15 protein-coding genes and 1 tRNA gene are annotated in these 19,060 nt (G+C 44.0%); 14 read left to right on the top strand and 2 right to left on the bottom strand.

The genetic code is table 11. The features are described from left to right. Position 1: 1 nt before the first annotated feature. The 11 genes from G632_RS0112940 to G632_RS0112890 all read left to right on the top strand — a co-directional run bounded on the left by G632_RS0112940 (position 2) and on the right by G632_RS0112890 (position 12,341). A complete protein-coding gene (locus G632_RS0112940) occupies positions 2 to 1,639 on the top strand; it encodes a tetratricopeptide repeat-containing diguanylate cyclase (protein ID WP_022769730.1) in 1,638 nt (545 codons plus the stop codon). Positions 1,640 to 1,675: 36 nt separating this feature from the next. Further along, on the top strand, positions 1,676 to 4,348 hold the full coding sequence (locus G632_RS0112935) for a valine--tRNA ligase (RefSeq protein ID WP_022769729.1): 2,673 nt from the start codon (positions 1,676 to 1,678) through the stop codon (positions 4,346 to 4,348). 21 nt (positions 4,349 to 4,369) lie between these two features. Next, positions 4,370 to 5,749 (top strand): bifunctional folylpolyglutamate synthase/dihydrofolate synthase, encoded by a 1,380-nt coding sequence (locus tag G632_RS0112930; protein ID WP_022769728.1) that lies wholly within the window; start codon positions 4,370 to 4,372, stop codon positions 5,747 to 5,749. Positions 5,750 to 5,774: 25 nt separating this feature from the next. Beyond that, a complete protein-coding gene (locus G632_RS22175) occupies positions 5,775 to 5,939 on the top strand; it encodes a hypothetical protein (protein WP_022769727.1) in 165 nt (54 codons plus the stop codon). 2 nt (positions 5,940 to 5,941) lie between these two features. Further along, positions 5,942 to 7,297 carry a tetratricopeptide repeat protein gene (locus G632_RS20045; RefSeq protein WP_022769725.1) on the top strand — a complete coding sequence of 452 codons (1,356 nt, stop codon included), beginning with the start codon at positions 5,942 to 5,944 and terminating at the stop codon, positions 7,295 to 7,297. Then, positions 7,290 to 8,651, top strand: coding sequence for an MBOAT family O-acyltransferase (locus G632_RS0112915; RefSeq protein ID WP_022769724.1), 1,362 nt, complete (start codon positions 7,290 to 7,292; stop codon positions 8,649 to 8,651). The genes G632_RS20045 and G632_RS0112915 overlap by 8 nt, the downstream gene beginning before the upstream one ends. 15 nt (positions 8,652 to 8,666) lie before the next feature. Beyond that, entirely contained in the window at positions 8,667 to 9,641 is a 975-nt protein-coding gene (locus tag G632_RS0112910) for a GDSL-type esterase/lipase family protein (protein WP_022769723.1), read from the top strand. A 4-nt stretch (positions 9,642 to 9,645) separates the two neighbouring features. Continuing rightward, positions 9,646 to 9,888 carry a hypothetical protein gene (locus tag G632_RS0112905; protein ID WP_022769721.1) on the top strand — a complete coding sequence of 81 codons (243 nt, stop codon included), beginning with the start codon at positions 9,646 to 9,648 and terminating at the stop codon, positions 9,886 to 9,888. Positions 9,889 to 9,996: 108 nt separating this feature from the next. After that, positions 9,997 to 10,371, top strand: a complete 375-nt coding sequence (locus tag G632_RS0112900; protein ID WP_022769720.1) for a RidA family protein — start codon at positions 9,997 to 9,999, stop codon at positions 10,369 to 10,371. 30 nt (positions 10,372 to 10,401) lie between these two features. Beyond that, positions 10,402 to 11,451 (top strand): tetratricopeptide repeat protein, encoded by a 1,050-nt coding sequence (locus tag G632_RS0112895; protein ID WP_022769719.1) that lies wholly within the window; start codon positions 10,402 to 10,404, stop codon positions 11,449 to 11,451. Between the two features lie 134 nt (positions 11,452 to 11,585). After that, complete coding sequence (locus tag G632_RS0112890) at positions 11,586 to 12,341, top strand: SDR family NAD(P)-dependent oxidoreductase (protein WP_022769717.1); 756 nt, start codon at positions 11,586 to 11,588, stop codon at positions 12,339 to 12,341. A 57-nt stretch (positions 12,342 to 12,398) separates the two neighbouring features. On the opposite strand, the gene G632_RS0112885 is transcribed toward G632_RS0112890, so the two are convergent. Further along, on the bottom strand, positions 12,399 to 13,022 hold the full coding sequence (locus G632_RS0112885) for a TetR/AcrR family transcriptional regulator (RefSeq protein ID WP_022769716.1): 624 nt from the start codon (positions 13,020 to 13,022) through the stop codon (positions 12,399 to 12,401). Positions 13,023 to 13,226: 204 nt separating this feature from the next. Here G632_RS0112885 and G632_RS0112880 point away from each other — a divergent pair, with 204 nt between their 5' ends. Together G632_RS0112880 and G632_RS21355 are read left to right on the top strand one after the other, a co-directional pair. Next, on the top strand, positions 13,227 to 15,341 hold the full coding sequence (locus G632_RS0112880; RefSeq protein WP_051154946.1) for an efflux RND transporter permease subunit: 2,115 nt from the start codon (positions 13,227 to 13,229) through the stop codon (positions 15,339 to 15,341). Positions 15,342 to 15,359: 18 nt separating this feature from the next. Beyond that, positions 15,360 to 18,239 (top strand): hypothetical protein, encoded by a 2,880-nt coding sequence (locus G632_RS21355; protein WP_022769713.1) that lies wholly within the window; start codon positions 15,360 to 15,362, stop codon positions 18,237 to 18,239. Between the two features lie 59 nt (positions 18,240 to 18,298). Here G632_RS21355 and G632_RS0112870 read toward each other — a convergent pair whose 3' ends face one another. Continuing rightward, positions 18,299 to 18,817 carry a PD-(D/E)XK nuclease family transposase gene (locus G632_RS0112870; protein ID WP_278246622.1) on the bottom strand — a complete coding sequence of 173 codons (519 nt, stop codon included), beginning with the start codon at positions 18,815 to 18,817 and terminating at the stop codon, positions 18,299 to 18,301. Positions 18,818 to 18,940: 123 nt separating this feature from the next. Here G632_RS0112870 and G632_RS0112865 point away from each other — a divergent pair. Further along, positions 18,941 to 19,012: transfer RNA gene (locus tag G632_RS0112865), tRNA-Trp, on the top strand. Positions 19,013 to 19,060: the final 48 nt, after the last annotated feature.

Raw genomic sequence — 19,060 nt, 5'->3', positions numbered from 1 at the left:
TATGAAGATACAGGACTATGGTCAGGATGTAGTTCTTCTTAATGAAGAGATGCTTTCCGAAAGAGCCAAAATGTCTGGTAACCTTATAGGTGCATGCAACAAGCTTCTCAAACGTGCCAAGGAAATTGATAATATAAATCTTCTGGGCTACAGCTACTATTATGTGGCTGATGCTTATTATCTTTTAAGTACTGACTATCGTAAGTTCAATACCAATCTTCTCAAGGCAATCGAATACCTTCAGACATGCGGAGACAATGAGCATCTGGCAAGATGCTACAACCTCCTTGGTATTGATGCGCTCAATCACGGCAATCCCGAGCTTGCTCTTGATTTCTTTTTAAGCGGTCTAAAATACTGTGAGGATATTGACAAGAACAGCAGTATTCCGGGATTTCTTAAGTTCAACATCGGACAGATCTATTACGACAACGGAGAGATCAAGCAGGCGCTTGGTTATATCCGCTCTGCTTACAGAGATATTCGCAAGAACAAGAAGGACAGTCTCTATTACAGAAACCTTCTTTACTGTTACTGCTTCCAGGCAGACTGTTACATCATTCTGGACAAAAAAGATTCAGTCGAGAAGTGCCTTCAGGGCATAGAGCAGCTTGAACAGGCCGACGGTGTTAACCTTGATCTGTTTCAGGATCTTCCGGTACTTGATATCAAGATGCGTGGATATCACTATCTCGGTGAGATGGAACTCTACGAGAAGTATTCAGATATGCTCTCTTACCAGCTCCAGAACAACAAGTTCCCGCTTGACAGTATGGAAGACATTTACGTGGTCTGCAGATTCTTTATGAAAGTGGGCAGATACGGAGAGGTCAAGAGGATAATCAAGAACTCGGAGCGAAGCCTTAAAGAGCTCAATATTCCAAACCTTGCAAAAGGGCATGCCAAGCTCAGAATAGAGTTTTACGAGAAGATGAAAGAGACTAAAGAGAAGAATCAGGCTCTTTTGGATTATTACAACGCATCCCTCGAGCAGGAAAAAGAGAGTATCGTCAACTACAAGTTCTTTATGAATATAAGGAACAGACTCTCTTCCATAGAAAAAGAAAATATCATGCTGATAAAGCAGGCTGAGACCGATCCGCTTACAGGACTTGGCAACAGATACGGTCTTAATAAGTACGCTGATAAGGCGTTTGAGGAAGCCTACGCAGGTCAGTATTCACTTGCAGTTGAAATTCTGGACGTGGACAACTTCAAGCTATACAATGATACCTATGGTCATCAGGTGGGCGATCTGTGTCTTAAGAAGATATCTGAGATCATAAGCAACCTCTGCACCGTGAGAAAGTCTGTACATGCTTACAGATACGGCGGTGATGAGTTTGTTTTGATATATGAAAATATGAATGACGAAGAGATAATGGAATGTGCCACATCCCTTCGTGATCAGGTGGCATCCCTTAAGTTTGACAACAGACGCTATCCGTCGGGACCTGTCGTCACCATCTCCCAAGGCATAAGGAACTCGGTACCGGGCGAGACCAACAAGCTTTGGGATTACATGTATGCTGCCGACAACGCGCTGTATGATGTCAAGGAGCACAAAAAGGGAGAGGTTGTCCTGCTCCATAAGGCAATAATTTCTCAGAAGTCACTTGACGAAGCACAGCACAGCTGATTATTATTATTTTTTACCATAGATGAGGAGAATATAATGAAGAAAGAACTCGAAAAAACCTATAATCCCAGGGAAATAGAGGATCGCCTCTATCAGAAATGGGAGGAAAAGAAATATTTCCACGCTGAGGTAGATAAGACTAAAAAGCCTTTTACCATCGTAATTCCACCGCCAAATATCACAGGTAAGCTCCACATGGGTCACGCCTTTGACCAGACTCTGCAGGACATTCTTATCAGATGGAAGAGAATGCAGGGCTACAACGCACTCTGGCAGCCCGGAACAGACCATGCCAGCATTGCTACTGAGGTTCGTATCACTAACGAGCTCAAGAAGCAGGGCATCGACAAGAGAGAGCTCGGCAGAGAGAAATTCCTTGAGAAGGCATGGGAGTGGAAGAAAGAGTACGGCGGAACCATCGTATCACAGCTTAAAAAGCTCGGCTCTTCCTGCGACTGGGACAGAGAGCGCTTTACCATGGACGAGGGCTGCAATGAGGCAGTTACTGAAGTCTTTGTTAAGATGCATGAGAAAGGCTACATATATAAAGGAAGCAGAATCGTAAACTGGTGTCCTATATGTAAGACTTCTATTTCCGATGCAGAGGTTGAGTACGAAGAGCAGGCCGGACATCTCTGGCACATCAAGTACCCTCTTATCGAGGATGACGGATCAGCTTCTACAACCAAATTTATCGAGTTTGCAACCACAAGACCTGAGACAATGCTTGGTGATACTGCTGTAGCAGTTAATCCCGAGGATGACAGATATAAAGATTTCAAAGGCAAGAAGGTTCTTCTTCCTATAGTTAACAGAGAGCTTCCTATTGTTGAGGACTCTTATGTAGATATGGAGTTCGGAACAGGTGTAGTTAAGATCACTCCTGCTCACGACCCTAACGACTTTGAGGTTGGAAAGCGCCATAACCTTCCTGAGATCAACGTCCTTAACGACGATGCCACAATCAATGCAAACGGTGGCAAGTTTGAGGGTATGGACCGTTATGAGTGCAGAGATGCAATTGTAAAAGAACTTGATGAGATGGGTCTTCTTGTTAAGATCGAGGACTACTCTCACAACGTTGGAACTCACGATCGTTGCCACACCACAGTAGAGCCTATGATCAAGGCTCAGTGGTTCGTAAAGATGGATGAGCTTATTAAGCCTGCTGTAAAGGCAGTTAAAGAGGGCGAGATCAAGCTTATTCCTCCGAGAATGGACAAGATCTACTACAATTGGACAGATAATATCAGAGACTGGTGTATTTCAAGACAGCTCTGGTGGGGACACAGAATCCCTGCATACTACTGCGATAAGTGCGGAGAAGTTATTGTATCCAAAGAGGCACCTAAGGTTTGCCCTAAGTGCGGATGCGAGCACTTTACTCAGGATCCCGATACTCTTGATACATGGTTCTCATCAGCACTCTGGCCTTTCGAGACTCTTGGATGGCCACATGAGACTGAGGACCTTAAGTACTTCTTCCCTACAGACGTACTTGTAACAGGCTATGATATCATCTTCTTCTGGGTTATCAGAATGATCTTCTCAAGCTACGAGCATATGGGAACCTACCCATTTAAGACAGTTCTTTTCCACGGTCTTATCAGGGATTCCCAGGGAAGAAAGATGAGTAAATCCCTTGGAAACGGTATTGATCCTCTTGAGGTTATTGATAACTACGGCGCAGATGCACTTCGTCTTACCATCGTTACAGGTAATGCGCCGGGTAACGACATGCGTTTCTACAACGAGAGAGTAGAGAACAGCCGTAACTTTGCTAATAAGGTTTGGAATGCTTCCAGATTTATCATGATGAACATGAAGGAAGATGCTCCTTCTGCAATTCACCAGCCAATGCCTGCAGGTCTTGAGCCTGTTGATCACTGGATCCTCTCTAAGCTCAACAAGGCTGTAAAAGAGGTTACAGAGAACATGGAGAAGTTTGAGCTGGGTATCGCGGTTCAGAAGGTTTATGACTTCATCTGGGATGAGTTCTGCGACTGGTACATTGAGATGGTTAAGCCTCGTCTTTACAACTCAGACAACGAGGCATCTCATGAGGCAGCTCTTTGGACACTTCAGACCGTACTTATAAATGCACTTAAGCTCCTTCACCCATACATGCCATTCGTTACAGAGGAGATCTTCTGCACTCTTCAGGATGAGGAAGAATCCATCATGGTTTCAGACTGGCCTGTATATAAGGATGAGTGGAATTTTGCAGCCGATGAGAAGGCTATCGAGACCATCAAGGAGGCAGTTCGCGGAATCCGTAACGTACGTACACAGATGAACGTAGCTCCTTCAAGAAAGGCCAAGGTATTTGTTGTAAGTGATAACAAGGAAGTTCTTGATATCTTTACAACAGGTAAGCTCTTCTTCGAGGCACTTGCCTATGCATCAGAGTCTGTTTGCCAGTCCGGCAAGGACGGAATTGCTGATGACGCAGTATCTGTAGTACTTGCAGATGCTACTGTATATATTCCTTTCTCAGATCTTGTAGATATCTCTGCAGAAATAGAGCGTCTTACCAAGGAGCAGAAAAAGCTAGAGGGTGAGCTTAAGAGATCCCAGAACATGCTCAGCAATGAGAAGTTCCTCTCTAAGGCTCCTGCTGAGAAGATCGCTGAGGAGAAAGAGAAACAGCAGAAATATCAGCAGACATATGATCAGATAACAGAAAGACTTGCTCAGCTTTCAAAGTGATTGGCGGCAAGTAGGTTACATATGGACGATTTGCTACTGGCGCAGATCGGAGAGCTCCTTGAGAGAGCCGATAACAACGCCAAGATTACAATTTCAGAGTGTGACAGGTTTTTAAATCAGATTCCGAGCTTTAGCGATAAGCACACCATAGAAGACACCAGGAGTTTCCTTGAGTATTTGGGAAATCCGGAGAAGAACATTCAGATTATTCACGTTGCGGGAACTAACGGAAAGGGATCGGTATGCAATTACCTCTCTTCCGTGCTGGCCAAAGCGGATTATACCGTCGGAATGTTTACTTCTCCACATCTGGTGGCTGTCAATGAGCGTTTTGCCATTGATGGTAAGCCCATTTCAGAGGGAGTCTTTGTGGAAGTCTTTATTGAGACCCTGCGAAGAGTCATGGAGTATGATAAGGAAGGGTATTTCCCCACCTACTTTGAATTCCTGTTCTTTATGGCAATGATACTTTATGATGTTTATCCCGTGGACTATCTCATACTTGAGACGGGACTTGGGGGAAGACTCGATGCCACAAATGCGGTGGATAATCCTATTCTTACAGTCATAACCGAGATTGGATTCGATCACATGCAGTATCTTGGAACAACCATCGAGGAGATCGCTGCTGAGAAGGCAGGCATCATAAAGCGCGGAGTTCCCGTAGTCTTTTTTGACAAAAGACCTGAGAGCACCGGCGTTATTAAAAGTAAAGCTCTGGAACTTGATTCAAGAGCCATTGCTGTAGAAGCAAAAAGCATAGAAAACGTAGAGATCACAAGGGATGAGAGCGGCAACAAATACATTGCTTTTTCATATAATTCCCTTTATGATAAATATGCTGATTTAAAGCTCTCAACAGAGGCTAAATATCAGACTCAGAACGCAGCTGTGGCTGTTACCTGCTTAGAGGTGCTCAGAGATAAAGGAGCTAATATTTCCGAACTGGATATCAGGGAGGGACTTCTTACGTCTAAGTGGGATTGCAGGATGGAAGAGATGAGACCCGGCATATATGTGGATGGGGCTCACAACCTTGACGGAATCGAGGCTTTCCTCGACAGCGTGGAGGACATAGGCTGTGATGGCCGCAAGATGCTGCTTTTTGGCATCGTAGGCGACAAGCAGTACAAGGATATCGTATACGAGATCCTTAAGAGAGGTCTTTTTGATTCCATATATGTGGCGACTCTTGAAACAAGCAGGACGGTATCCACATCAGACCTTAAGATCGCGTTTGAGGACTGCAAGGATGAGCTGGGCATTATCGGCCTGCCCATTAAGTATTACAGCAACGTGAGGGATGCTGTAACAGATGTAATAGCTATGAGAAAATCCGGTGACTATGTATTTGCCGCAGGTTCGCTTTACCTGGCAGGACAGATAAAGTCAGTCATCTGATTGTGTATTTTTAGAGGGAAAAGTAATGCTAAATTTTGACGAAGAGCTTAAAAAGTTCAGACCCAGCCTCGAGATCGAGGATGCAGAGGAGATAATCTACAACCAGGATATCGATGATATGTCCGATGTTTTGGTCAAGCTCCTGAAAGATGCAAAAGTAGAAGCAGATACTGCAAAGAGGTCTAAGTAATAATGGCAACCACCAAGAAAAAGCTCGAAAGTTTGTCTAACCGATATTACAACGAAGGACTTGAAAAGGCCACAGTAAGAGATATGACAGGAGCTGTGGAGTCACTTCGCCAGAGTCTTAAGCTCAACAAGAACAACATTGATGCAAGAAACCTTTTAGGTCTTGTCTACTATGAGACCGGTGAGGCTGTACCTGCCCTTTCCGAGTGGGTAATCAGCAAGAACCTTCAGCCTGAGGATAACCTGGCCGACAGCTACATGGATATGGTCAGAAGTAATCCCGGTCAGTTCGATAATATCAATCAGACCATTAAGAAATTCAATATAGCGCTCAATTACTGCAATCAGGACAGCCTTGATCTTGCAGTGATCCAGCTTAAGAAGGTGCTTTCTTTAAATCCCGGATTTATAAAAGCGCATCTTTTGCTTGCGCTTTTATACTTGAAGAACGGAAACTTTGACAGAGCCAAGATCGAGGCTCAGAAGGCACTTAAGCTCGATACAGGCAATCTTATGGCCAAGCGCTACCTCAAGGAAGCCGATTCAATGCTGCTTCCGGGTGAGAGTGGCAAGCTCGTATCTGACGTTGCTTCCTCCGAGAGCGATGATGTGATCAGATACAACAGTGGCAATGAGATGATCATTCAGCCTGTCAAGAAATCTGCTATCGCAAGAAGTAATTCCATCTGGGGAATCCTTCTTGGAATAGTACTGGGAGTGGCAGTAGCGTGCTTCCTTATACTTCCTCAGCGCATTCAGAGCATCAATACCAAGAATCAGGAAAAGATTGCTCAGATCAGCGAGGAGTCAGATTCAAAGTCAGCACAGATAGTAGCTTATGAGCAGCAGATTGCATCTCTTCAGGAAGAGATCGACAAGCTCGGAGCTACCGTTACAGAATATGAAGGCGTGGATTCAACATCTGCAGCCATGAATTCACTTATGAAGGCAGTTAACATCTACATGGAGGACTCACAGGACTACGAGGGTATGGCAGAAGCTCTTGCCAGCATAGACCTTGATGTCATCAGTTCAGATGTGTCTTCGGAATTTACTTCACTCTACGATTATCTGATGTCCCAGGTTGGACCTCAGCTTGCCAAGTCCTATTACAATACAGGTTATGAAGCATATAAGAGTGAGGACTACGAGACAGCAATTGCCAACCTCTCGAAGGCTTATCAGTACGACAACACCAACGTCAACACATTGTATTATCTGGGAAATGCTTACAATGACAGTGGTGATATTGATAAGGCCAAAGAGGTCTTTGATGCTGTGGTTACAAATTTCCCGGACACAAAGAGCGCTGCAGCAGCTGAAACTAAGCTTGCGGAGATAAACAACTCAAATGGTTAATTTTTCTGACCTTAATTTTATATTCAGGTTTTTACCTGTATTTTTGGTGGCTTTTTATCTTACACCGGTTAGATTTAGAACATGGACTCTTCTTTTTGGGAGTCTTTTGTTTTATGCGGTGGGAGACCTTAGGATGTTCCCTGCCCTTTTAGCGGCAGTTATAGTAAACTTCCTCTTTGCCAAGGCACAGTTTGGAGAAAAGAGTAAGTCTCTTTTATTCTTCGTTCTTGCAATAGACGCAGGAATGCTCATAGAATTCAAGATCCTTGGTCAGTATGTGGACAAGTCTCTTTTGCCGATTGGCATCAGTTTCTACATCTTCAAAATGATCAGCTATCAGATGGATGTATATAGGGGCAAAGTAGAAAAAGACGCATCATTTGTTGATGTTGCGGCTTATTTTTGCATGTTCCCGCAGGTGGTATCAGGACCTATCATGAGGTTTGACAAGTACCTTGAGAATACCGCCCTTAGGGAAAAGACATCCTTAAGTCAGATAGCAGAGTCCATAGAGGACGGACTTCGCTTCTTTGTGGCAGGTCTTGCAATGAAGGTTCTTCTGGCCGACCACCTGGCCATGCTCTGGAAGGATATCGGAACCATAGGCTATGAGAGTATTTCAACGCCTCTTGCCTGGCTTGGAGCCGTTACCTATTCACTTGAGCTCTACTTTGATTTCTGGGGATATTCGCTTATGGCAGCAGGAATCGGCGTAATGATCGGATTTCCCTTTATCACAAACTTTGACCACCCTTACGGAAGTGGCAGTGTATCAGAATTCTACAGAAGATGGCATGCAACCCTTGGATCCTGGTTCAGGGATTATATCTACATTCCTCTGGGCGGCAGCAGAAAGGGAGAAGCAAGGACAGTCTTTAACCTCCTGGTTGTCTGGCTCGTTACCGGCTTCTGGCATGGAATAACCTTAAACTTTATCATCTGGGGACTTTCACTGTGCTTTCTTATCATCTGCGAGAGGCTCTTTGTGCTTAAGAGATTTCCTGCGCCTCTTTCAAAATTTGTTGGCAAAGTGAATGTACTTATTCTCATTCCGCTTACCTGGGTAGTATTCGCTATATCTGATTTCGACATGCTTGGAACATACTTTTCAAGGCTGTTTCCCTTTACAGGTTCGGGAATAGCGGTAAATCAGGGCGACTTTTTGAAAAATATCGGTATTTACTGGACTGTTCTGCTTCCATCGCTAATTCTCTTGATTCCGAAAGTCTATGACTTTTGGGTAAATCGCAGGAACAGATGGATATTTAACATCCTATGGTTGATCCTGTTTTGGGCATGTATCTACAGCCTTGCAGGAGCAGCAGGCAATCCATTTATGTATTTTAAGTTCTGATGAAAGGCAAATGATTTGAAGATCCTAAAGAAATGCCCGATCCTTGTGGGAATTGTGGTCATTACAATTGCATTATCGATAGTGTCGCTGATTTTCAAGGACACTGTATATGCCGGATATGCCGATAAGTATGAGTCCGGTGATATACCTCTTATGGCTCTGGCACTTAAGGGTGCGACAGATGAGATTTTTCCATGGAGCAGCACTGAGGAGGAAGCTCTTTTACCTGAGGATACACAAGGTCCTGATGAGGGAAAAGAGCTTACTGAAGAGGAGAGTGAACCGGAAGGAAGCGAAGAACCTTTAGAGGTTGTTGATATCTCCGGAAATGACATCTCAGGAAATGATATTTCAGGTAACGATGTTTCGGGAAATTCTGAGGATATTACCTATGAGTTTACAGAGGTTGACGATGATTACTTTACAGATGCAGTATTTATAGGCGATTCCAGGACCGTTGGACTTTCAGAGTACTGTGAGCCACTGGATACACGTGCAACCTTCTATGCCAAGGTATCCCTGACCATCTATGATGTGTTCAAGAAGGAGTACATCAAGACTGATGACGGCAAGATTGGACTCGAACAGGCCCTTACAGAGAATCAGTACGGCAAGGTCTATATCATGCTGGGACTTAACGAGATCGGAACCGGTGACAACGAGTATTTCAAGAATGCCTATGCTGAGGTAATAAATAAGATCAGAGAACTTCAGCCGGATGCAATAATCTACATTCAGGGCATTATGCACGTTGCTGCTGCAAAGAGTAGGGTCGACAAGAACTTCAACAATGAAAAGATCAATTCAAGAAACGCATCACTTGCGGAGCTTGCAGACAATAAGACCATCTTTTTCATAGATATGAACGAGTCGGTGGATGATGAGGAAGGAAACCTTGATTCAACGCTTTCTTCAGATGATGTTCACTTAAAAGCTTCAGCTTATGAAAGATGGCATGAGTTTTTACTTCATAATGCTATAGTGAGGTGATAAAATGGCTAGAGAGATGGTTTTTAAAATGGAGCGACCGGGACTGTTAAACGAGGGAGATCATGTAACGGTAACGGAGGGAGTGCTTCCAAGTAACTATTACTATACCATCGATCCATCCCTTGCAATGAGCGGTAATTTCCCGTTCCGTGAGAGGATGCTCGAGAGAGAAGGTGTAGTGACCAAGGTAGAAGAAAACGCCAGAGGATTCTATGTTACAGCTGTTTTTGGTGAGCAGAGCACTTAGCGAGGTGTTTTCGAGCTTAGTGCGAGCCATGGGTGAACACCTGGCGAGGTATTTTCGAGCCTGGTGAGAATCCCAGAGCAGAGCACATAAATAAAAGGAGGAGAAATCATGGAATACATTTCAACAGACAAGGCACCACAGGCAATCGGCCCTTATTCACAGGCCATCAAGGCAGGAGATTTTCTCTATGCATCAGGACAGATTCCGATCAATCCTGAGGATGGAGAGATCGATACAACAACTATTGCTGATCAGGCTGACAGAGTCTGCAGAAATATTGGTGAGATCCTTCACGCAGCAGGCACAGACTATGAGCACGTTGTAAAGACAACCTGCTTCCTTGCTGAGATGAGCGATTTTGCAGCATTCAACGCTGTTTACGAGAGATACTTTACAGGAAAGCCTGCAAGAAGCTGCGTAGCAGTTAAACAGCTTCCGAGAAACGTTCTTTGCGAAGTTGAGGTTGTAGCGTACCTTAAGTAATTACCTGGCGATATACATGGGGGAATCAATTTGAGATATCATATTATTGCCTGCACGGCGCTTGCAGCGGTACTTTTGACCGGATGCGGAAGCCTAAACGGCAGACACAATATTGATTCGGGATTTAGCTATATCGAGAGCCATGAGTATCAGAGCGCTCTGGAGAGCTTTGATGCGGCTGAGAAGGGTGAGGAGGATAAATGCCTTATTTACAGGGGAAGAGGCATTGCATACCTTAACAGGGGAGAGTACGACAAAGCTATTGAGAATCTTCTTGCTTCTCTTGCTGCAGATGAGGGAATAGTTGATGATATGGACTTTGATACCAACTATTACCTGGCAGAAGCCTATTTAAACACCAAGGACTATAACAAGGCAAAAGAGGTGTATGACGCCATTTTGTCTCTTAGAAGTAATGACAGCAACGCCTATTACCTAAGAGGCACAGCAGAACTGGCTTCAGGCAACCATGATGCCGGATACTCGGATTTTACCAAGGCTATAGCACTTAATTCCCGAGATTATTCAATGATCATAATGATTTATAAGGCACTTGATGAGTATGGCTATACCGATGAGGCTACAGCTATTCTTCAGACTGCCATCGACAACGGCAGGGAGTTTATGTCCAATTTTGAAAAGGGACAGATTTCCTACTACCTGGGGAACAATGCAGAGGCCCAGAGCTATTTGGAGGCTGCCAACAACGAGAGAAACCAGGAAAAAGAGCCTGTTGTCATTCTTCTTGGTCAGACCGGAGAAAAACAGGGCGACTATAACTATGCCATCAGTGTTTACAGGAACTACTTAAGCGAAGAGCCTGACAGCGCTCTTGTTTACAATCAGCTGGGTATGTGTCAGATCAGGCAGGGGGATTATTCGTCTGCTGTTTCTTCCTTTGAAGCCGGACTTGCCCTTGATGACAAGAATCTCAATCAGGCGCTTATGCTCAATGAGATCACTGCCTATGAATACAGCGGTGATTTTGATGTGGCGCAGAGCATGATGGAGACCTATCTTGCCAAGTACCCTGATGATCAGGAAGCCATAAGAGAAAATATATTCCTATCCACAAGATGATGTATAAGCCATGCAATTTTGCATGGCTTTTTGTGTTCACTAAATTGACAAAAAAATATCAATATGTTATCATATACTAGTGTCCGTAAACGGGCACGGGGGATTACAAAATATTTTCAGGAGGGTATGTAAAAATGGCAAAAACAGCAATTATCACAGGCGGCTCCAGGGGTATTGGAGAAGGAATGGCACTTAAGCTTGGAGAGCTTGGGTACAACGTAGTTATCAACTACAGAAGTGAGTCTTCAAAGACTCTTTCAGACAATCTTGCAGCTAAGATTTCTGAGCAGTATGGAGTAGAGACTTTAGTAGTTAGAGCTGACGTTAGTAAGTATGAGGATTGCGAAGCACTTGTAAAGGCTGCAGTAGATAAGTTCGGTGAGAATATCGACGTTCTTGTAAACAACGCAGGCATCACAAATAACTGTAACTGGATCGACATCAAGAGAGAGCAGTATGAGAACGTTATCAATACAAACCTTATGAGCTTCCTTCACATGACACACCTTGTTCTTCCTCACATGATCAACCACTCAAGCAAGGACAACCAGTGCTGCATCGTTAACACATCTTCAGTCGGAGGACTTACAGGTGTTATCAATCAGGCAGACTACTGCGCATCCAAGTCAGGTATCATCGGTCTTACAAGAGCTCTTGCTCTTGAGTTCGCAGGAAGAGGCGTTAGAGTAAATGCTATCGCTCCCGGAATGATCATGACGGATATGCTCCGCGGCGTTAACCAGGATGAGCTCAATGCTCTTGCAGCAACTATTCCGGAAGGATTCATCGGTGACGTTTCAGATATCGCAGGCGCTCTTGGATATCTCCTTACAGCACCTTACGTAACAGGACAGGTTATCTCACCTAACGGTGGATTCGTTCTTCAGTAATTAAATATCAGGCATATAATAAAACCCTACAGACTCATGATAGTCTGTAGGGCTTTTTTATTTAGTCTTATTCTTTTTGGGCTTGTCTGTGTGGGCTCTTATTATGCCCCTAACGGTTTCTGCAAGGTGGGGCTTAAGCTCTTCAAGGCTTACGGGATCGCTGTACATTATGGAGCTGTAGCCGGTTGAACCAACAAGTTCAATTATCATAAAGAGCATGACCTCCGGGTCCTTAAGGTTTAGTCCCGACTCTGCGATCATATTCTCATAAACTTTGGTAAAGTCCACGTCTTCATCACTCATAGGGGTGATGAGAGCTCTTTTAAACACTGCCCAGGACAAATCCTTGTAGATGAAGGATAAAAGTCCCTTGTTGGCAGCAAGTTCATCAAGGACATGGTCCATTATAAAGATGATACGCTCTTCAAAGTCTGTTATGCCCGATTCCTGAAGGGCATTGTAGGCCTGCATAAAGAGCTGCGAGGACTTGTGGGCGATGAGCCTGTTCCTTATATCATATTTGTCTTTAAAATAAAGATAGAAGGTTCCCTTGGCAACCTCTGCCTTATTCACTATGTCGGAGATAGAAGTCTTGTTGATGCCCTGAGATGTAAAGAGCTCAAAGGAGGCATTTAGAAGGTTTTCCATCTTCAGTTTCTTGTTTAGATCTGCTTTTCCCATTTGTTCACTTCCCTTTTAAACATATTATAGCATAGCGTCAAAGCGCTCGTTTCCATTTATTTCAAATGAAAATTATTAAAATGAAATAAAATTATGACTAATGGTCAAAAATATTATTGACCAGTGGTCATTTATGTGATATACCATAATACAGAAAGTGACCATCGGTCAATAATTATTTTTAATAAAAGAGGAGTGAGTGTTATGAATAAGCTTTCAAAACTGATTGTAAAGCTGAGATATGTAATCCTGATCGCAGCTGTAGCACTTCTGATTCCATCAGCAATCGGTTACTTTAACACAAGAGTCAATTACGATATCCTGACATATCTGCCCAAGGATATTGAGACCATGAAGGGCCAGGATATTCTTCTTGACCAGTTCGGGACAGGCTCTTTTGTCTTATATGTAGCTGAGGGCATGGAAGAGAAAGATGTTGCAGCTCTGAAAACTAAAATAGAGAATGTGGACCATGTAGCCAATGTACTCTGGTACGATTCCTTCATGGATCTGAGCGTACCAATGGAGATGCTTCCAAGTAAGGTCTATGAAGCCTTCAACTCAGACACAGCAACGATGATGTTTGTAATATTTGATTCCGGAACATCTGAGGACTGCACCATGGATGCCATTGAGGAGATCAGAAGGATTTCCAACAAGCAGTGCTTCATGAGCGGAATGAGCGCCATCGTTACAGATACCAAGAACCTGGCCATGAAGGAAACACCTATTTATGTGGGTATCGCAGTTCTTCTGGCAGTCATAGTTCTTTCACTGACAATGGATTCCTACCTGATTCCGCTGTTCTTCCTTCTTAGTATAGGAATGGCAATCGTCTACAACATGGGAACGAATATATTTAAGGGAGAGATTTCTTTTATTACCCAGTCACTTAGTGCAGTACTTCAGCTGGGAGTTACCCTTGATTATTCAATCTTCCTCTGGCACAGCTATCAGGAAGAACTGGAAAAGACATCTGACAAGAACGAAGCCATGGCAGCAGCAATTTCAGCCACCTTCCAGTCAGTTATCGGAAGTTCAATAACAACAGTCGCAGGCTTTGTTGCTCTTTGCTTTATGAGCTTCACACTGGGAATTGACCTGGGCGTTGTAATGGCTAAGGGCGTTATCTTTGGTGTAATCGGATGTGTAACAATCCTTCCTAGTATGATCCTTATATTTGACGGCCTTATTGAGAAGACAAAACATAAGCCTTTGATGCCTGAGTTTGAAAAGCTGCCCAAGTTTATTGCAAAGCATTATCTTGCATTCTTTGCAATCTTCCTGGCACTGATCTTCCCGGCACTTTACGGAAACAACCATACAAAGGTTTACTACGACCTGACTCAGACACTTCCTGACAGCCTTGAGAGTGTTCAGGGAGCAAACAAGGTCGATGAGAACTTTGATATGAACTCCGCATATATGCTCCTTGTTGATAAGAACTTGGATACAGCATCCATGAACGAGATGATATCCGAGCTTGAAAATACAGACGGAATTCTTTCCGTTCTCGGTGAAGATTCCGTTGTGGGACCTGCTTTCCCAAGAGAGTTCATTCCTGAGGATCTTTTGGATGATCTTCAGAGTGAAGAGTGGAAGATGATTCTTTTAACAACTGATTACAAGATCGCTTCCGATGAGATCAATGCTCAGATCGCAAAAGTAGACCAGATTGTAAAGAGCTATGATCCAAAGGCCATGGTAGTTGGTGAAGCGCCTTGTACCAAGGATCTGATCAACATAACAGACCACGACTTCCAGGTTGTAAACATCGTTTCCATCGGTCTTGTGTTCCTGATCATCGCCTTCGTGCTTAAGTCAGTATCACTGCCGTTTATCCTGGTAGCAGTTATTGAGTTTGCAATCTTTGTAAATATGGGTCTTCCATACTACACAAATACAACGATACCTTTCATCTCTTCAGTAGTTATCGGAACCATTCAGCTTGGTGCAACTGTTGACTACGCGATCCTGATGACAACAAGGTACTTAAATGAGAGAAACTCGGGCCATGATAAGAAGGAAGCTACTCTGATAGCTCTTTCAACCAGCATGAAGTCAGTCATAGTAAGTGCACTGAGCTTCTTTGCAGCAACCTTCGGTGTTGGACTTATCTCCAGTATCGATATGATCGGATCTCTGTGCATGCTTATGGCAAGAGGCGCCATTATCAGTATGTTTACCGTACTTCTGGTTCTGCCGGCTATGTACATGTTATTCGACGGACTCATCATGAAGACAACATTCGGACTTGGAACAGATGATAAAGAACATCATCACATTACAGAAATGTTCCACAGACATAAAGTAGCTTGATTTAGGAGGAGAATAACCATGATCAGAAAGAATTTAATCAAATCATTATCAGTAGTTATGGCAACAATGCTGGCTGTTATGACAGTGGCTTGTGGCCAGGCTACCACAGATACACAGACAGTGGCAGCAGTAGAAGAGAGCGCTGAGGAAGCTGCTCTTGAAGATAGCATTGTAAAGAACTCAGTGGTTACAGGAACTGAGTCAGATGCAGGCAAGGTTGAGACAGTCTACGTAACAGCAGATGCCAACGGCGCTGTAAATGATGTCATCGTAAGCGAGTGGCTCAAGAACGCTACAGCTTCTTCAGAGATTGCTGATTCAACAGAACTTAAGAATATCGTCAATGTTAAGGGTGATGAGACCTTCAAGGATAACGGCGACGGAACACTTACCTGGGATGCAGAAGGGTCAGACATTTTCTATCAGGGAACAACAGACAAAGAGCTTCCTGTAAACATGAAGATCACATATACACTTGACGGAAAAGAGATTTCTCCCGAGGAACTTGCCGGAAAGAGCGGAAGAGTAACAATCCGTTTCGAGTATGAAAACAACGCCAAACAGACAGTAAATGTTGACGGAAAAGACATCGAGGTCTACACACCATTTGCAATGGTATCCGGAATGATGCTTGATGCCGACAAGTTCACAAATGTTGAGATCTCAAATGGTAAGGTTATTTCAGAAGGTGGCAACTACGTTGTTATGGGTGTTGCACTCCCCGGACTTAAGGAGAGTCTTGATATCTCTGAAGATAAGTGGGACAAGCTTGATGATGCAGATGAGATAAAAGAGAAGCTTTCAAACTCCTTCGAGATCACAGCAGATACATCTGATTTCGAGCTTGGTATGACCATTACTATGGCAAGCTCAGATATTCTCTCGGATTTCGGACTCACTGATATTACAGGTTCTGATAAGATCGCTGATTTAAAGAGCGATATGGGAGACCTTAATGACGGTGGAAACAAGCTGGTTGACGGAGCACAGGCTCTTATGGACGGCGCAGTAGAGCTTAAGGATGGAACAGGTAAGTTCTATGATGGAACAACGCAGCTCTATGATGGAACAGGCAAGCTCTATGACGGAGCAGGAACACTCTCTGACGGAACAGGTAAGCTCTACGAAGGAACAGTAACACTTCGCGACGGAGCAGGCACACTTGCAAGCGGAACAGCTACACTCAGAGATGGTATCTCTGCTTATACAAACGGTGTTTCACAGGTTAATGACGGTGCTGTAGCTCTTTCAAAGGGGGTTAATACAGCAAAACAGGGATCAGAGGCACTTAAGGCCGGAGCAGGAGCGCTTGCAGAAGGCGCTACAAAGATGAATGAAAAGGTAGGCGGTATTGGACAGCTTCTTCCTGCTTACAAGACCAAGATCAACGGACTTACACAGGCAATGAATGCTAATGTTACAGCTCTTACAGCAAAGAGAGCTAAGCTTGTTAAGACTCAGAACTTCCTTGCAACAGGAGAGGGTTGGGATGCAGACGTTGCTGAGATGATGGCTCTGATGGCAAAGCATGAGGTATCTGAAGCAGAGGCTAAAGAGCTCGTACTTGGTGCACAGGCAACTCTGGCAGCAGCTGCTGAGAAGACACCGGAGCTTCCTGCTCCGCCTACTCAGGATGAATCTGCAACAGATCAGGCTGGTCAGACAAGCCAGGGTGGAAATACTGCTCAGACAGGGGCAAGCACAGATACTACTGAGACTACTGAAACAGGCAGTGTAGATACACCGGATAACTTCGATGAACTTGTACAGGAAGTTGAGACAGATACAATTACTGAGGATGATAAAGAGCCTGAGGTTACAGAGCCGGTTGTAACAGAGCCTACCGAGACAACACCTGTGACTATCGATGATGAGGAGACACCTAAGGCAGCAGAGCCTGTTACAACTACACTTGATCTTACTAATGTAGAGCCTACAGGTGATGATACAGTAGTTACAACTTCTCTGGATTCAGAGTCAGATGGAGAAATGAGTGCAGCTCAATATGAGGCACTTATTGCTGAACTTCAGGGACAGCTTGATCAGGCAGTACAGGCTGCTCAGACAGCACAGGCAGCGGCTGAGGAGTACGGAGCTAAGGCTAAGGCAGCAGCAGATGGAATGCAGTCATATTATGATGCAGCTAAGCAGTACAGAGATCGTATTGTTACCCTTAAGGCTGGCGTTGGAGCAGTTTCACAGTATGAGCAGCTTGTAGGAGCTACAGATGCTGCAATTAAGGCAATTGATGAGACACTTGCAAGTCTTGGAAATATCGGTCTTGATCCTCAGGAACTGGCAGGCATCATTACAACAGTAGAGACTAAGGCCGGTGATCTTATGAATGGCACAGCAGCTCTTGAAAGCGGTGCAAAGCAGGTATATGGCGGAGTAGCTCAGCTTGATGGTGGCCTTCAGGAGATCAGCGCAGGTGCTGATAAGCTTGCAGCAGGAACAGGTACTCTTGTTTCAAAGAACGGCGAACTTAATGATGGTGCAAACAAGCTTGCTGACGGAGCAAACAAGCTCAGCGATGGAACAGCAGAACTCAAGGATGGCGCAGGTCAGCTTGACAGCGGAGCTAAGGAGCTTTTAAAGGGCGCAGGCGACCTCAATGATGGTGCAAAAGAGCTTAATGACGGTGCTAAGCAGCTTGATGACGGCGTTGTAACACTTGAGGATGGTATGCAGCAGCTCCTTGATGGTGTGATCAAGCTTGATGAAGAAGGAATCAAGAGACTTTACGAGGCATTCGACGGTGACCTTTCAGATTTCGCTGACAGAATGAGCGCTATCCAGGAAGCCGGCAGCAATTACAACAGCTTCGGCGGATCAAGCGAAGAGGAGAACAGCAGCGTTAAGTTCATCTTCAAGACTGACAGCATAAAGAGTCTTTAAGGCAATCAAAAAATAAACACCAGCTCGTGATGAGCTGGTGTTTATTTTTGATCAATTTGTTATGGAGTTATACCATTATCCTCTAATAACTTGCGAAGGCGGTCAACTTCAGAAGTCAGAGATTTAATTTCTGCTTCTTGGGTTTTAAGCTTCTTATCCTTATAAGCCTGGCTGCGAAGAAAATCTTCACGTTCCCTTGCAACTTTCAGGATATTTCTGTCTGTGTTTGATAGATACATTGATTCAACAGTAGAAGTCATATAAGGGTTATCTTGTGCTACCATCTTAAGATCCTCCCATGTCTTTGCTTTGAAAAGACGTACCCACTTATCGATACCGCAGGCGATGTCTTCCTTTGTTGCGAGTCCTTCATGCATTAATTCTATCACAATCAGATTGAATCTGTCAGTATATAGGTATCCATCTTTTTCATTGCGCATCTGGTACCTTGCACAGAATTCAGGGTGGTCCTCAAAGAGAGAAAAACCAAGAAACCCAACCTGATATGTGGGTTGTACATTATCGTAATCATCGCCATGATCCAGGTTGTCAAACTCTCGACACAGATATGCAAGTATTCTTAAGATTTTTTGTAGACATAAAAATAAATTAAAAAACTTAATATTTGCTCTTGCCAGGATTCAATATAGATGCTACAATAGCTTTCGTGGTTCGCGTTAAGAAAGCCACATAAGCTGAATAGGGGAATCATACAATGGCTAGTATCACGGTCTCCAAAACCGTTCATGCGGGTTCGAATCCTGCTTCCCCTGCTCTTTATAAAAGGCTGAAATCTAGATGGTTTCAGCCTTTTGTTGTAT

This window comes from Butyrivibrio sp. NC2007, assembly GCF_000421405.1.
GTDB lineage: Bacteria > Bacillota > Clostridia > Lachnospirales > Lachnospiraceae > Butyrivibrio.
Note: the sequence above shows the minus strand (reverse complement) of the source record. Positions and strands in the feature narration are given on the sequence as shown.

Excerpts from the sequence above, each read along its gene's own strand:
- G632_RS0112940 (WP_022769730.1), top strand. The coding sequence starts at position 2 with ATGAAGATACAGGACTATGGTCAGGATGTAGTTCTTCTTAATGAAGAG.
- G632_RS0112935 (WP_022769729.1), top strand. The coding sequence starts at position 1,676 with ATGAAGAAAGAACTCGAAAAAACCTATAATCCCAGGGAAATAGAGGAT.
- G632_RS0112930 (WP_022769728.1), top strand. The coding sequence starts at position 4,370 with ATGGACGATTTGCTACTGGCGCAGATCGGAGAGCTCCTTGAGAGAGCC.
- G632_RS22175 (WP_022769727.1), top strand. The coding sequence starts at position 5,775 with ATGCTAAATTTTGACGAAGAGCTTAAAAAGTTCAGACCCAGCCTCGAG.
- G632_RS20045 (WP_022769725.1), top strand. The coding sequence starts at position 5,942 with ATGGCAACCACCAAGAAAAAGCTCGAAAGTTTGTCTAACCGATATTAC.
- G632_RS0112915 (WP_022769724.1), top strand. The coding sequence starts at position 7,290 with ATGGTTAATTTTTCTGACCTTAATTTTATATTCAGGTTTTTACCTGTA.
- G632_RS0112905 (WP_022769721.1), top strand. The coding sequence starts at position 9,646 with ATGGCTAGAGAGATGGTTTTTAAAATGGAGCGACCGGGACTGTTAAAC.
- G632_RS0112900 (WP_022769720.1), top strand. The coding sequence starts at position 9,997 with ATGGAATACATTTCAACAGACAAGGCACCACAGGCAATCGGCCCTTAT.
- G632_RS0112890 (WP_022769717.1), top strand. The coding sequence starts at position 11,586 with ATGGCAAAAACAGCAATTATCACAGGCGGCTCCAGGGGTATTGGAGAA.
- G632_RS0112885 (WP_022769716.1), bottom strand. The coding sequence starts at position 13,022 with ATGGGAAAAGCAGATCTAAACAAGAAACTGAAGATGGAAAACCTTCTA.
- G632_RS0112880 (WP_051154946.1), top strand. The coding sequence starts at position 13,227 with ATGAATAAGCTTTCAAAACTGATTGTAAAGCTGAGATATGTAATCCTG.
- G632_RS21355 (WP_022769713.1), top strand. The coding sequence starts at position 15,360 with ATGATCAGAAAGAATTTAATCAAATCATTATCAGTAGTTATGGCAACA.